Origin of the sequence: Vibrio sp. 1F253 (genome assembly GCF_041439295.1) — a bacterium.
GTDB classification, from domain to species: Bacteria; Pseudomonadota; Gammaproteobacteria; order Enterobacterales; family Vibrionaceae; genus Vibrio; species Vibrio tasmaniensis_A.
Genome location: NZ_JBGONU010000054.1, coordinates 14,676 through 28,021 on the forward strand (window position 1 = coordinate 14,676; position 13,346 = coordinate 28,021).

Annotated in this window: 16 protein-coding genes; 1 reads left to right on the forward strand and 15 read right to left on the reverse strand. The window is 45.2% G+C overall.

Annotated elements, in window-relative coordinates:
- Positions 1-94: 94 nt before the first annotated feature.
- From ACED28_RS19710 to ACED28_RS19780, 15 genes are all read right to left on the reverse strand, one after another.
- Positions 95-769, reverse strand: a complete 675-nt coding sequence (locus ACED28_RS19710) for an SDR family NAD(P)-dependent oxidoreductase (protein ID WP_192852377.1) — start codon at positions 767-769, stop codon at positions 95-97.
- Positions 770-973: 204 nt separating this feature from the next.
- On the reverse strand, positions 974-1,237 hold the full coding sequence (locus ACED28_RS19715; protein WP_371710549.1) for a DNA polymerase III subunit epsilon: 264 nt from the start codon (positions 1,235-1,237) through the stop codon (positions 974-976).
- Positions 1,238-1,513: 276 nt separating this feature from the next.
- On the reverse strand, positions 1,514-2,056 hold the full coding sequence (locus ACED28_RS19720; protein ID WP_371710550.1) for a DUF3833 domain-containing protein: 543 nt from the start codon (positions 2,054-2,056) through the stop codon (positions 1,514-1,516).
- A complete protein-coding gene (locus tag ACED28_RS19725; protein WP_371710551.1) occupies positions 2,053-2,619 on the reverse strand; it encodes a chalcone isomerase family protein in 567 nt (188 codons plus the stop codon). Before ACED28_RS19725 ends, ACED28_RS19720 begins: the two co-directional genes overlap by 4 nt.
- Before the next feature lie 3 nt (positions 2,620-2,622).
- Positions 2,623-3,144 carry a DUF2878 domain-containing protein gene (locus ACED28_RS19730; protein ID WP_017082959.1) on the reverse strand — a complete coding sequence of 174 codons (522 nt, stop codon included), beginning with the start codon at positions 3,142-3,144 and terminating at the stop codon, positions 2,623-2,625.
- Positions 3,122-4,402, reverse strand: coding sequence for a class I SAM-dependent methyltransferase (locus tag ACED28_RS19735; RefSeq protein WP_371710552.1), 1,281 nt, complete (start codon positions 4,400-4,402; stop codon positions 3,122-3,124). The genes ACED28_RS19730 and ACED28_RS19735 overlap by 23 nt, the downstream gene beginning before the upstream one ends.
- A gap of 118 nt (positions 4,403-4,520) precedes the next feature.
- Entirely contained in the window at positions 4,521-5,327 is an 807-nt protein-coding gene (locus ACED28_RS19740; RefSeq protein WP_371710553.1) for a DUF1365 domain-containing protein, read from the reverse strand.
- The gene (locus ACED28_RS19745) at positions 5,324-6,595 is read right to left on the reverse strand and encodes an NAD(P)/FAD-dependent oxidoreductase (RefSeq protein WP_371710554.1); all 1,272 of its coding nucleotides are present in this window, start codon (positions 6,593-6,595) and stop codon (positions 5,324-5,326) included. The genes ACED28_RS19740 and ACED28_RS19745 overlap by 4 nt, the downstream gene beginning before the upstream one ends.
- Before the next feature lie 2 nt (positions 6,596-6,597).
- Entirely contained in the window at positions 6,598-7,329 is a 732-nt protein-coding gene (locus ACED28_RS19750) for an SDR family NAD(P)-dependent oxidoreductase (protein ID WP_371694761.1), read from the reverse strand.
- On the reverse strand, positions 7,329-7,760 hold the full coding sequence (locus tag ACED28_RS19755; protein WP_017090021.1) for a nuclear transport factor 2 family protein: 432 nt from the start codon (positions 7,758-7,760) through the stop codon (positions 7,329-7,331). Before ACED28_RS19755 ends, ACED28_RS19750 begins: the two co-directional genes overlap by 1 nt.
- 14 nt (positions 7,761-7,774) lie before the next feature.
- Positions 7,775-9,235, reverse strand: coding sequence for a deoxyribodipyrimidine photo-lyase (gene phrB / locus ACED28_RS19760; RefSeq protein WP_371710555.1), 1,461 nt, complete (start codon positions 9,233-9,235; stop codon positions 7,775-7,777).
- The gene (locus tag ACED28_RS19765; protein WP_009846088.1) at positions 9,232-10,179 is read right to left on the reverse strand and encodes a DUF523 and DUF1722 domain-containing protein; all 948 of its coding nucleotides are present in this window, start codon (positions 10,177-10,179) and stop codon (positions 9,232-9,234) included. The genes phrB and ACED28_RS19765 overlap by 4 nt, the downstream gene beginning before the upstream one ends.
- 144 nt (positions 10,180-10,323) lie before the next feature.
- Entirely contained in the window at positions 10,324-11,034 is a 711-nt protein-coding gene (locus ACED28_RS19770; RefSeq protein ID WP_371710556.1) for a ChrR family anti-sigma-E factor, read from the reverse strand.
- Positions 11,027-11,674, reverse strand: a complete 648-nt coding sequence (locus ACED28_RS19775) for a sigma-70 family RNA polymerase sigma factor (protein WP_371710557.1) — start codon at positions 11,672-11,674, stop codon at positions 11,027-11,029. The genes ACED28_RS19770 and ACED28_RS19775 overlap by 8 nt, the downstream gene beginning before the upstream one ends.
- 110 nt (positions 11,675-11,784) lie before the next feature.
- Positions 11,785-12,405 (reverse strand): LON peptidase substrate-binding domain-containing protein, encoded by a 621-nt coding sequence (locus tag ACED28_RS19780; RefSeq protein ID WP_371710558.1) that lies wholly within the window; start codon positions 12,403-12,405, stop codon positions 11,785-11,787.
- Between the two features lie 310 nt (positions 12,406-12,715).
- Between ACED28_RS19780 and ACED28_RS19785 the strand changes: the two genes are divergently transcribed.
- Positions 12,716-13,102 (forward strand): tautomerase family protein, encoded by a 387-nt coding sequence (locus ACED28_RS19785; protein WP_017070218.1) that lies wholly within the window; start codon positions 12,716-12,718, stop codon positions 13,100-13,102.
- Positions 13,103-13,346: the final 244 nt, after the last annotated feature.

Consider the following 13,346-nt stretch of genomic DNA (forward strand, 5'->3'; position numbering starts at 1 on the left):
TTTACGCCGAGCATTGTCGCACACTTTCATGCTCATCCTCACAAATAATTAGCTCGAATAGCTCTGTTTACCTGTTCGACGCTCTCATTAGCCGTTAACCGCGGTTTATCGTGATATCTGATACAAATCCATGCTCAGTGCTGGTTAACGCCTGTTGCAGCATTTGAGCGGCTTCTTGAGCTGTCATAAAGCTTGAAGTATCCATCGCTTTGCCACTGGTTCCCCAAAACTCTGTCGCCATTCCGCCGGGATAAACCGCAACGATTTTCATCGGGTGACCTTTGAGCTCCAACCTTACCGATTCGATAAAGCCTTTTACTGCCCATTTTGCTGCGCAGTAGGTGGACTCTTCTGCTTTAGCGCCTTGAGCTGCGGTCGACATCACGACCGCAATGGTGACGGGTTGATCTTTGTAACGCTGAACCAGCTCACGAATCAGAAATATCGACGATTCGATATTGTTTTTTAGCATGTCGCTGATCGCCGCTGGATCTTGCTGTTCTATCTTACCGAAGTATCCACTGCCAGCGCTGTGAACCACCAGTTTTGGTGTTTCTGGCAAGGCATCAAGCAGTTCGCTCACGGAGTGCGGGTCACATAGATCACAGGTTTGGCTAACGGTATCTGCTGGCAGGTTTTTCGCTAATTCAGCTAAACGCTGTGAGCTGCGGCCAGTGATCATTAAGCGCTGACGGCTGTTTGATGTGTTCGCATATTGCTTAGCTAAAGCTGCGCCTAAACCGCTGCTTGATCCGGTGATTAAAATCATGGGGACTCGGAATTGTTGAATGGAATCGAGATAGTAAGGCTTTGAAAGCGTGTTTTCTGAGATCTAAGACCAAGATGCTGAGGCTCATGACTAAGATTGCTCGATAGAATTGAGGTTTGAGAAAGTGAAGTAAGTAGGGAGGGAAAAAGAAGGAGAACTAAAAGTAAAAACGCCAGCATAGGGCCAGCGCTTTTGAAAATCAAATTACTCGTCGTCGAACTGTTTGGTCGTGAATGAGTCTTCGATTCGGTTAAGCTCTTCTTGATCTTTCACTCGCTGTTCTTCTTGGCGAATGATTTTCGCTTCATTGAAGCGTTTCTTTTCCGACTTAGTCAGGAATTTTACAGCTTTCTTGTTGGTCAGTGCGTAAGCAACTACGTCTTCGCCTTTTTCTCTGCGGTCGTTTACACGTTGTGAGAAACGTTCATTGTCGCGAGCTTTACGCTCCGCTGAGGTCAACTTGCTCATGCTTTAAAGCCTTTTCAATTATTCATGGTAGGGGATCTACGCTTAGCGAAACAATGGGGAAGTGCTCATAATTGGTGGAACTGTGTATCACGTTCGCTCAACTGAGTTTAGCCCATTTGTATGCTGGTGGCGCATCTTAGCACAAAGGCTTGAGCATACAGGTATGCTATTCGAGGGATTAAACAGAACAACCCACAATTTTCTGTTGTGGGTTGAGATTGTCTTTTGGGATCGAGGTTATTGCTGATGGAACTGCTAATCAGAAACGCCAGTTAATTAAAGTTTTTCGATATACAAAATCACTTCACCGACTTTAAAGCCGAACTTAGACATTTCGGTTTTGTTGAACAGGCGTTTGTCGTCCATCAAGAACATCCAATCATCGAGCACTACTTCATAAGTGCTACCGTCTACTTCGATTTCCAAATCGTATTTCCAGTAAAGCGCTGAACCTTGGGTCTCTCCATATGCCGTGCCCACGACATCGTTGGCGGTGCCTGTGTAGGTGTTGTCACCGGTTTTGATGAGGTTCCAAACGCGGGTTGAACGCTCGCCATCAGCAAAGGAGAACCACTCTTTGATTTCTCCGTTGTCTCCATCCCAAGTAGCGATGAGCTTGGCATTAAAGCGGCGCAGTAAGTTACCAGAGCGGTCAAGCACGATGCCGTAGGCCATCAATTCACCGTCAAAGAAGGTTTCCAGCTTGAGCTCTGGGGTGGTGTCTGCGTGGTTCTCTAGACTTGCAGAGCCACAACCTGTTAGCCAAGCGAGCGACAATATTGTCAGGGCGAGTTTGATTATTTTTGTTTTTGGATTCATTTGTTCAAACCTAATAGTTGTTTGCGCAGACCGGGCTCAGATGTGTTCTCAGATAACCAAATCGCGAGAAAGGCTTCACCAAATTGCTTGTCTTGGATGGTGCCGATGGGTTGCTCATCGAAATAGAAGCGACTTACGTTGTCTTCAGCAACTCGGATAGTCAGCGTGCTGCCTTCCTCAACGTTGGGCCACATTTCGTATAAAGGCTTCAACCAACGTTGGATATTGTTGCTGGAGTAACCAAGTTTGCTCCACTGGTCTTTGCTGTCAATTGCTCGGTAGTACTCAAGTTTCAAAGCACGCTCAGAGTTAGATGGAGTGGTGTAGAACTCTGCAGAATACAAAGTCCAAAACAAGTAACTCATCTCACCTTGGCCACGCTTGTTTAAATCATCGACAGCAGAAGCTTTGGCATTCCCGGTAAATAGGAGTGCTGCGCAAATGATGGTTAGGGTGACTAAGCTAAATAGTCGGTTTCTTGATTGCTCGCTTGTTTGAGTGCGAACGCGACTAACATCGCTCTCAGATTTGAACGCTTGCGTAGGGTTGCGTGGAAAAGCCATAAGTCACCTCGTTGTTGCCATTTTGGGTTGTACTAAGTTGGAGTAAGCGGCCACCAGTAAGGGCAACAAAATCCCCCAACTTATTGCAAGGGCAGCTAACACCGATGCGTCTGGCCAAGTAGTCAGAAGGGCGCCTGCTTTGATGCCTCCCCAATAACTACTAGTACCTGCTACGAACCCTATGACAAACAAGATCACTTTCGAGCATTTTAAAAGCCAATTTAGGCTGTGGTTAAAACTGATTAAAAACATGATCCACAGGCAAACTAGCCACACTGGGAACCAAGATTGATTTGCAATTTCAGAGTCGACGGCAAACACGCCGAAGTGAAGTAAGAGGCTATCAAGCAACAGCCCCAATGGTAATAAAATGAGTATTTTCAGATCGCTACTGCGAGTAGGGGAGAGAAGGAAGTGAACGGCCACAATCAGTGGCGCCACGAACGGGGCTTGCGCGGTAAAGAACGCGCTGCAAACCCAGGTCGCTTGAAACAGAACGAGATTAATAATCCAAAACCGTTTCATCTTTTGCTCCAAAGTAACGAGGTTTTCTAGCAACTAAGTGATGAGTACTGATCACGCGCTCTTTGAATGCACCTTCACAGTAGCAGAAGTAGAAGATCCACAAGCGCTTAAACTCTTCTGAATAGCCGAGAGACTCTAACTCTTCCCAACTGTTTTCAAAGGCAACATTCCAATCATTAAGCGTTCGAGCGTAGTGCAGGCCAATGTCATCAATTTCTTGGATAACAAGGTCTGTACTGGTCGCGAGGTGTTGGGTCATCACTGAGACCGAAGGTAGGCAACCGCCCGGGAAAATGTACTTCTGAATAAAGTCGACGCCTTTGCGATATTTGTCGTAACGACTGTCGGCAATAGTGATCGCTTGAATCAGCATTTTGCCTGATGGTTTCAACAGTGAAGAACATTTCTCAAAGAAGGTCTGTAGATATTCATGTCCGACCGCCTCAATCATCTCGATAGAGACCAACTTGTCATACTCACCAGTGAGGTTACGATAATCCTCTTTAAGCAAGGTGATTTTGTCGGTTAAGCCAAGCGCTTTTACTCTCTGTTCTGCAAGCGCGTGTTGGGCATCTGAGATTGTGGTAGTGGTGACATGGCATCCGTAGTGTTGCGCCATGAATATAGCTAAGCCACCCCAGCCAGTGCCTATCTCGACCACGTTATCTTTCTCTGACAACTCTAATCGCTCACAGATGGTTTTCATTTTGTTTTGCTGAGCTTTGGATAGGGTTTCTGCTTCTCCGCTGTAGATAGCGGAAGAGTATTGCATCGAGCTGTCTAAGAAGCGTTCATACAACTCATTGCCAATGTCGTAGTGCGCAAGAATATTACGTTTAGAGCCTTGCTCGGTATTGGCATTCTTACGACGCAACAATAGGTTTTTGATGCGAGAAATCCATTGCGTTTTATCGTCAAGCTCGTCGAGTTGAGATTGATTTCGAGCCATGATTTGAATCACTTTGGTGAGATCTGGGCTTGTCCATTTTCCATCAATGTAGGCCTCAGATGCGCCAATACTGCCGTCAATCACGACATCTCTAAAGAAGGTTGCATCGTGAATCACGATTCTACCTTTCAAGTCTGCTTCTCGATCGCCGAACACCGAATGCTGGTCGCGCTCAATTATCTCAAGCGTCGCGAATTGCAGGCTTTCTAGAACCTTAAAGATTAAAGCTCGATATTTACAGTTGCTTGAAACAGCAACGGCTTTAGCTTGTTGTTCAATGTTGTTGTTTTGTTTGGCAAGCTGTTCCATGTAAACCTCGCTGATAACTCATTCTAATATTTTGTGCCAACTAAGCTGGGTTGTGCCCCTTAGTTGGAGCGAACCCAAGCTTGGGTCGAGTTCTATTATTTAGTTGCTGTGAGGACACTTAAGATGTTGAGTCTGGATGCCCCACAAACGGTACTTTTTTCAGGAATAATTTGAGAGCCTGATAATAAATTCCCATCACGACTTTGATCGTCATCGCCGGAATCTTAAATACCGTTCGTCTAATGTTTGTCTTGGTTACTGACTGTTTCGTCAAGGCCAGTGTCGCATCGAAAAGCTTGTCGTCTCGGCGGCTTTCAATGTGGACCAAGGTGCGTTTCGCTGGTGGCTTAATCTTCCAAAAATAAGTCATATTCAAATCCATGAACGGCGAAACGTGAAACTCTTTCTTAACCTTCAATTCTTGGTGCATGTCGATCAGGTAGTAGTGTCTTTCTCGCCAAGGCGTGTTACTCACTTCAGCCAACATGTACTTACAATCTCCTGTTTCGTCATAACAGAAAAAACAGTTGATCGGGCTGAAATAAATCCCTAAACAACGGCACTGAGCCAGCATCGTCACACGGTTTGATACAGACCAAACCCCACCCAGTTGTTGTACTTTGGATGCTATACGTTGCTTAAGTGATTTAGGTTCATCAGTCGTGACATTTTCTTTTTTTTCAGCGAGATAATCCGATTCGACAAAGCGAATCGGGTTGTACCACTGAGTACCGAATAAGCGACTGCGAGTGGTTGTTTGAGGGATTTCATCGAGATCTAATCCCATCATGTACAACTGGTAGCTAAATTCATGAGTAATATCGCCAAAGCGGCGGTGGCGTACGTTGCCCCAGTAAATGCCGCTGAGCTCTTCACTCTTTTCGGATGCTATCCCCATGTCGGATATGATGGTGTGAGTGTTCATCGTACTGAACTCGTGCTCAAATCTAGGCCAAAGCGCTTAGTCACATCGAGTGCACTGTGGACACCGTCTTCATGGAAGCCGTTGTACCAGTATGCGCCGGCGAAGTGCGTCTGGTTTTTGCCACAAATCTGCTCACGCTTGTGCTGAGCTTCGACCGTGTTCGAATTAAGTACCGGGTGATGATAAACAAAGCTGCGAATGATTTTTTCTGGGTCGATGGCTTCGCTCTGATTCAAGGTGACGCAGAAGGTGTCCTGGCTTTCGATGCCTTGCAGAATGTTCATGTTGTATGTCACACAGGCAGGTCGTTTACTATCGCCATCCAACATGTAGTTCCAACTTGCCCATGCAAGCTTTCTGTCTGGTAACAATCGGGTATCGGTGTGTAGAACCACTTCATTACGGCTGTATGGGATCTCGCCCAGTACCTGTTGCTCTTGTTCTGTCGCATCACCAAGCAGACGTAAGGCTTGGTCTGAGTGGCAAGCAAAGATTACTTCGTCGAAACCTTGGGTGCTGCCATCTTCAAATTCAATCGTGACGCCCGTTTCTTGACGAGTCACTTGTTTGATCGATGTGTTCAAAGCGACGGATTTGTTCAAGCGTGAAAGGATGATTTCAACGTAAGAGCGCGACCCTTTAGGAATTACATACCATTGTGGACGGTTCGCGATGTCGAGTAGCCCGTGGTTGTAGAAGAATTGAATAAAGAATTTAAGCTCAAATTCTTCCATCTCCTCTAGGCTTGTCGACCAAATTGCTGCGCCCATCGGTAGGATGTAATGCTGGCTGAAAAAGTCGGAAAACTGGTTTTCACGTAGGAAATTGCCCAAGGTAACATCCGGTGTGAACTCGTTACTTTCGAATTGAGCCTTACACAGTTTGTTGAACTTGAGAATGTCTGACACTAAAGACCAGAACTGAGGTTTGAAGATGTTACTCCTCTGCGCGAATAACGAATTGATGCTATGGCCGTTGTATTCGAATTTAGTTGTGGTGTTGTGTACGCTGAAGCTCATTTCGGTCGGTTGCCTTTCAACACCGAGTTGTACGAGTAGCTGATTGAAATTCGGGTAGGTTCGATCGTTGAATACTATGAAACCTGTATCTATCGAAAACGCCGAGCCTTGATGTTCAATATCAACGGTAGCGGTGTGGCCCCCAACATAATCGTTCTTTTCGAATACGGTCACGTCGTGGTGCTTATCTAATATGTGTGCGCAAGTCAGTCCAGAGATGCCTGAACCTATAATGGCGATTTTCTTCATTGTTATACCATCCTTGAAGCGAGTTTTTGCCAAACTGGAGTTGGAAGCATTCTTAGTAGCTTCATCAACATGATGAATCGTCTTGGGAAATCGATTTCACTCTTTCCTTGAGCAATACCATTTACGATTCGCTGAGTTGCGGCCTCACTACTAATAATCATAGGCATAGAGAAGGTATTTCGCTCGGTTAATGGCGTTTCAACAAAGCCTGGGTGCACAATTGAGACATGAATATTGTGCTCGGCCAGATCAACCGACAGTGTTCTGCCTAAGTAGGTGAGGGCTGCCTTTGAAGCGCCATAAGCCTCGGCTCTTGGCAAAGGTAAAAAGCTGGCGCTGGAGCTTACTAAAACCAAACGGCCGCCCGGCTTAATGTTTTTTAACCAGGCTTTAAGGGCGTAGCCAATTGAAATTAGATTGATGTTGATGACGCGCTCGAAAAGCTCGGCATCAAAATTCACGGGGTCGTTGATGTACTCACAATCACCCGCGTTCAAGATCAGTAGGTCGAGCTGCTTATCTTGTTCGAGTGCAGGGAAATTGTGGTAATCGGTCAAATCAAAACAGAGTGGGTCAATTGACGAGTGCGATAGGTCTGTCTCGTGAGAATCAACTAAAGCTTGCAGTTTGTCTTGATTACGGCCGCAAGCAATCACCTCATGCCCTTGTTGAGCATAATCTATAGCGAGTGATTGGCCGATACCTGAGGTCGCGCCTGTGATCATAATACGCATTATTGGCTCGCTCTCTTTTTGATGGATTTGATGGCGCAGCCCAGAACTGGAATGTGTTCGTACAACATAGAGCCGACATCAAGATAGTCTCTGTGATAAACCACTTGGCCGTCGAGCATCTTGAGGTGGCTGTGTCCTTGTACTTCGATTGGCTTTTGCCCATTTAATTGCTTGTGAGCAAACTGCATTGTCCAATACACCGAAGCTTCGTCGTTCACTTCGAAAGTGTGTTCGATATGAAAGTAACAGCTCGTTACCTGGGTGTAGAGGTTCTCGAAGTAGTGCGTAAGCGCCGAAATACCGCTGACATGATGCAGCGGGTCTTGGAATTCAATATCAGGGTGATAAACCGTCTTAAGCACGTCGAAATTGTCGGTTCCGAGTTCTCGATACATGTTGAGAAAGTTATCAAGCCATAGAGAGTTATCCATAATATTCACTCTAATTATTTGAAGAAGGCTAAGGCTCTCAATCGTGCTTCTTTGTGCTCAACGATGGGTTGCCAGTATTCGCTGTCTATTCCGTTTTTAGCGATAAAGTCATGTGGGAAATGAACATGTTTATCTGGGATGTTTTGCAGCTCTGGTATGTATTTACGAATAAAAATTCCTTTTGGATCAAACTTTTCACTCTGAGTGATTGGATTGAAAATTCGGAAGTAGGGTTGAGCATCACAGCCAGTACTTGAAGCCCACTGCCAACCGCCATTATTGGCGCTGAAATCACCATCGATAAGGTGAGACATAAAGAAGCGTTCGCCCCAGCGCCAGTCAATCAGTAGGTGCTTGGTTAGGAAGCTTGCCACCACCATTCTTAGCCTGTTGTGCATCCAGCCTGTCTCAACTAATTGACGCATCGCTGCATCAACTAATGGGTAGCCTGTTTTTCCTTCGCACCACGCTTTAAAGCTCGGGTTGTCGTGATACCAATCTAAGCCGTTGTATTTCTGCTGAAAGTTCGCACCTTTAACCAGTATAGGATGATGGAACATCAAATGCTTATAAAAATCTCGCCAAATCAATTCATTAAGCCAAGAAAAGGCTGGCAACTGAGTATCAAATAACAAGTCCGGCTGTTGTTGAATCAATTGAATCGCTAACCAACGAGGGCTGACTGCACCAATAGCCAGGTAAGGAGATAGGCCTGATGTCCCCTTTACTGATGGAATATCCCTAAGGCGAGAATAGTCATTAACTTTATTGGCTAAGAAATTGGGGATCACGCGCTCAAGGACGTCTTGGCTTAGTGGCCAACGCTCTGAATCGGTACGCGGAAAGTCAAAATCGTAGTCGCCAGAAAAACCACTTAACGATTGATTCAGTGGTGTTAGGTTTTGAGGTGATAGGTTCTGAGGCGAATCCGTTTCAGATGAACCTGCTTGCGTCGTTCCTGTTGAATGCACTGGAGCATGGCTGCAAATGATGCCTTTCGCTTGCACTTCTTTTAACCATGCGTTTTTGAAAGGTGTGAAAACCTTGAACATCTCACCTTGTTTATTCAGTACGCTACCTAATGGCAGAATCGTATCGCAGTCGGTTATTTTCAACTTTATACCAGTAGCGATTAAGCGTTTGTCTCTTAACTGCTCATCCACTTCCGGCTCTGAATTGGCATACACACATGTCGCATCGACCTGTTTGCACAAGTTGATGAGCTGAGTTGCTTGATCGTTAAAGTCTGTGGCTTTGAGGTGCAGCAGAGTGATACCGAATTCAGCGAGTTGTGACTCGAACTGTTTTAGGTGGCGATAAATGAAGTCCGCTTTTATCGGTGCAAGGTGATGTTGTTGCCATTGCTGCGGGGTTGAAATAAAAACGGCGATAGAGACGCTGTTTTCAACCGCAGAGACGAGCGCTGGGTTATCGTGAATCCTCAGGTCTCGTCTTATCCATAGAATGTCGCTCAATATCCGTATCTCAGCTTAAGTTCTTGTGGGTGCGGGTTTAGATAAACTTGTGACTCTAGGTACTCGTTTGGGTATTCCATCAGATAGTGGTTAATCAGCGTTAGTGGAACTAACAGAGGAACCAGCCCTTCTCTGAATGATGAAATCTGATTCGTGAGCTCTTGTTTGTGAGCGCTGCTCAGTTGTTTCTTAAAGTAACCTTGTAAGTGATGCAGAGTATTAGCATGACTGCCGCGGTTTGCATGGTGCATTAGCGCCGTCATCAGACCTTCGATGTACTTTTCAGCCAGCTCATCAATCTCTAAATCGTTACTCGCTAAAAGTTTGCCTAGGCTCTTGTAGCCTTCAATGTGGTGGCACATCACTAGATATTTGTGAGCGCTGTGAAATTGAATCAGCTTGTGTTTGGTTACACCTTCATCAACAAGATCGAGCCACTTTTGATATGTGAAAACACGAGTCATAAAGTTTTCACGCAGAATTGGATCGTTGAGGCGACCATTCTCTTCTACTGGAAGGAGGGGATTGCCTTGCATAACCTGCTGAGTGAACAAGCCAACACCTGTCGACTCAGAACCACGCCCGTGGTGGTGATAAACCTTTACTCGCTCCATGCCACAGGTTGGACTTTTCTGACACACAATGAACCCTGCGATGTGTTGGTTGTTCTTTGAATAGTTTTGCCCAAACTCGATCAGTTCATCGGTGACATCGCCAGAACCATCAGGTCGAGAAACATGAATAATGTCGTCTAACATTCTTGTTTGACGGATCGTAGGACGAGGCGTTGGAAGGCCAACCCCCATCTCTGGACAAACTGGCTCAAGTTCTACGTAGTCTGCAAGATCGTCTGTGCAAAAACGAGAACGCTTATGGCCAGTATCGAACCGAACTTTATGACCGGCGACACATGCACTAATGCCTATTTTTATTTTTTTATCCATTGGTCAATTCCTTACACTCATTGCTCGTTGTTATTCTTATATTATGTGTTTTGTTGCTTATTAAACATTACTTTAGTTCGGTTTTTACTTTTCTTACTAGCCAACTCTATGAGTCTTGTGACGTACCCGATAAATCTTTTGAAGCTAATAAATGTATTTACCCAGTGGGTTGAACAGTTGGCTCACCCCTTTAGTGAAATACAAGGCATCACTTGAAACGGTTAAACACACACAACCTTCTTTGGTGGCTGGTTGGTGAGTGTGGTCACCATCTAACCAGATGAAATCGCCTTTGTTGTAGACGCCCATTTCGTCTTCGAAGCTGCCTTCTAAAAGAAGCGTGATCTCGAAGCCTTTGTGAGTGTGACAAGGCACCTGTCCATCCTTACCTATATGCAGCAAGCTGGTGTGGTGTGATTCGTCATCAAAATCGAGACGTGCGCGAGAAATCTTGCCCAAGTTCAACCAGTCTTTTCTTGCGACTGCATTGAGTGCGCGAGGAATCGTGAAGGTTGTGTCTGCAACCGTAACTTGCTGAACTTCGGGTGTCACTTCGATAGCTTGAGATGAATCAGCTGTGATCTGGTCGATAGCGTCAAAATCAAATTCTTCGTCGTCAGCTAGAAACGCATCCATTTCGCTGTCAGACAGTTTTAGCCCTGCTGTGTCGTTTTCAAAGGCAGATGTATCGCTTTCAAAGACTGAGTCAGCAGCTTGCGCCGTCAGCATGCTCACTTGTTTTTGGCAGTGTGCACAAAGCTCTACATGGCTAGAAACAATCAGAGAAACCGAATCCGCTAGATTGCCATCGACAAAATCTTTCAAGATTGCCGCATTTGGGTGATGTTTAATCATGGTCTTGTTCCCCCATGTGAACTTTTAGTTTGGCGAGTGCGAGTCTTAGACGAGATTTAACAGTTCCAAGCGGGACATCGAGTTGTTGGGCGAGTTGCTCTTGCGATAACTCTTGGAAGTAGACGCCTTTCACAATGGTTTTTTGAGCGAGAGGCAGCTTTTCGATTTGAGTCATTACATGACGGCTCATTAGATGGTCGCCAAACTGAAGCTGATCACTTTGTGATTCGGCTACCATGGCGTCAATTGGCCAAATGTCGTCAGCGATGGTTGGCTCTGCTTTCGCTTTTACCTTTCTTAACATATCAAAGGCGGCGTTTCGCATAACGGTATAAACCCAAGTGGTCGCTGCGCCTTTCTCTTCGTTGTAGAGATGCGCTTTCTTCCAAACGTTGGTCATCGTGTCTTGGACTAGCTCGTTGGCAGAGGCTTCACCGCCCAACTTACTGATGCCAAAACGCTTGATTTTGGGAGCAAAGAATTTAAACAAGCAAGTAAATGCCTGCTTATCTCTGTCTGAACCAACCAAAATCAGCCAGCTTGAGAGCTCTGTAGGTACCTTACTTTCGGTAGGTAGTTTGTTGTCGGGGATAATGACATGCTCCTTGCCGTTCCCTGTTCTTCTGCTTTCCACTTGCATAGTAATCAACCATCATGCGAATTTGATAGACACTACGTGGAGAGTGAGAGTAGGGATCACTTTATTTTAAATTAATTTCTACTATACAAAATTATAGTGAATAAAAGTGCTTATTGCCCTGTAATGATTTGATTCAAAAAAGGAACTAAAGACGGAAAACTAGCGGGTTCTGTGAATTTGGTTTTCTTTTCCAATGGGATAGGCATCATTTCGAGGAGTCGAGCACAGATCCATTGAGGACTTTCAAAGTCGGGAGTGGGGTAAAGTGCTCTGATTGAATCGTGTTCTCGAAACAACTCGACAAGAAATGCAGTCACCACGTTCGGCACCTTATAGCTGTATTGCGGCCAGTGAGGCAACGGGCGGAAATCACTTTTTATTAAATCATCTGTGTCGCGGAAGGACGAGTGAAGCTGGACCAACTGTTCGCCTTCAACATCGATTTCCAAGATTTGATCATCGGACATATTGAAATCGACAATAGACACTTTTGTCCCCCAAGAACTCAGACGTTCGGAGCTGGTGTCGTCCTGAGTCGCAATGATGAAGCCGTCTCCTTGCGCAGCATGAGCGACCATTTTCAAATACTTGGGCTCGAAAATACGCAGTCTTTGTCTGCCCCTTGGCAAAATGAATAACGGGAGAGGAAACACCGCAAGCTCTTGAGAAGTCTCTACGGGTGTTTCTGATTCGGTTTCTATCCGTGTGATCTTCTCAGCTGAATTCGGCACATAGCACTCCTTAGTTCATACATGATTGAGTCTGTACGGATTTGATTCGTACGTAATTCAGAGATGTATACGCGTGCTCGTTGAAGTTCGATCAATGTGGGGTGATGTATTGAACAGGAAGTTAGAGAGAGGGAGACATGGTTTTTTGTCGCGTTTATTCGCAATTTAATCGGTTTAACCTTTTTTAACTTACGGCATTAGGTAATATGGGGTAAGAATTAGTCAATGGGTAGATAACAAGCGACACGCTTATCTTACGTTGCTTATCTCTTAGTTCTTCTTTACCTGACATCACATCAAAGGAATGGTCATGATCGTTATTTATGGTATCAAAGAGTGCTTAAATCCGATTAAGTTACAGCTTTCTAATGTCTTACAACAATGTTTGAACAGTGAGATGGGGTTACCTGATGACAAACGAGCGCATCGGTTTGTACCATTAGAAAGAGATGATTTCTTTTATCCCGAAGGGCGAACAGAAGCTTACACCGTCATAGAAATCAATATGATGGAAGGGCGAGCGGTGAACACCAAAAAGCGCCTAATTAAGAAGATATTTTCTGAAATAGAAAAGCAGCTGGCCATCTCTCCCATTGATATCGAGATCACCATTAAGGAACAGCCATCGCATTGCTGGGGCTTTCGAGGAATGACTGGCGATGAAGCCCAAGATCTTAAGTATAAAGTAAAGGTCTAGGATTTAAGCTCCTAACTCCTAACTCCTAACTCCTAATACGTAAGACAGAGGACTTAAGCTAACCTATCTAGTCGTGGTTTTGGAGTTTGATGCCAAAGCCGTTAGATGGGCTGAGTTTGGACATATGAATTATAGGTAAATGATTCATGGACAATGCCCTAAAGGGACGAGTTTCTTTGTTTTCCGCTGTATGATCTGCTCCAGTCAGACTGGACACTTAGCTAAGCGACATTTCGCTTTTCAA

Excerpts from the sequence above, each read along its gene's own strand:
- ACED28_RS19710 (WP_192852377.1), bottom strand. The coding sequence starts at position 769 with ATGATTTTAATCACCGGATCAAGCAGCGGTTTAGGCGCAGCTTTAGCT.
- ACED28_RS19715 (WP_371710549.1), bottom strand. The coding sequence starts at position 1,237 with ATGAGCAAGTTGACCTCAGCGGAGCGTAAAGCTCGCGACAATGAACGT.
- ACED28_RS19720 (WP_371710550.1), bottom strand. The coding sequence starts at position 2,056 with ATGAATCCAAAAACAAAAATAATCAAACTCGCCCTGACAATATTGTCG.
- ACED28_RS19725 (WP_371710551.1), bottom strand. The coding sequence starts at position 2,619 with ATGGCTTTTCCACGCAACCCTACGCAAGCGTTCAAATCTGAGAGCGAT.
- ACED28_RS19730 (WP_017082959.1), bottom strand. The coding sequence starts at position 3,144 with ATGAAACGGTTTTGGATTATTAATCTCGTTCTGTTTCAAGCGACCTGG.
- ACED28_RS19735 (WP_371710552.1), bottom strand. The coding sequence starts at position 4,402 with ATGGAACAGCTTGCCAAACAAAACAACAACATTGAACAACAAGCTAAA.
- ACED28_RS19740 (WP_371710553.1), bottom strand. The coding sequence starts at position 5,327 with ATGAACACTCACACCATCATATCCGACATGGGGATAGCATCCGAAAAG.
- ACED28_RS19745 (WP_371710554.1), bottom strand. The coding sequence starts at position 6,595 with ATGAAGAAAATCGCCATTATAGGTTCAGGCATCTCTGGACTGACTTGC.
- ACED28_RS19750 (WP_371694761.1), bottom strand. The coding sequence starts at position 7,329 with ATGCGTATTATGATCACAGGCGCGACCTCAGGTATCGGCCAATCACTC.
- ACED28_RS19755 (WP_017090021.1), bottom strand. The coding sequence starts at position 7,760 with ATGGATAACTCTCTATGGCTTGATAACTTTCTCAACATGTATCGAGAA.
- ACED28_RS19765 (WP_009846088.1), bottom strand. The coding sequence starts at position 10,179 with ATGGATAAAAAAATAAAAATAGGCATTAGTGCATGTGTCGCCGGTCAT.
- ACED28_RS19770 (WP_371710556.1), bottom strand. The coding sequence starts at position 11,034 with ATGATTAAACATCACCCAAATGCGGCAATCTTGAAAGATTTTGTCGAT.
- ACED28_RS19775 (WP_371710557.1), bottom strand. The coding sequence starts at position 11,674 with ATGCAAGTGGAAAGCAGAAGAACAGGGAACGGCAAGGAGCATGTCATT.
- ACED28_RS19785 (WP_017070218.1), top strand. The coding sequence starts at position 12,716 with ATGATCGTTATTTATGGTATCAAAGAGTGCTTAAATCCGATTAAGTTA.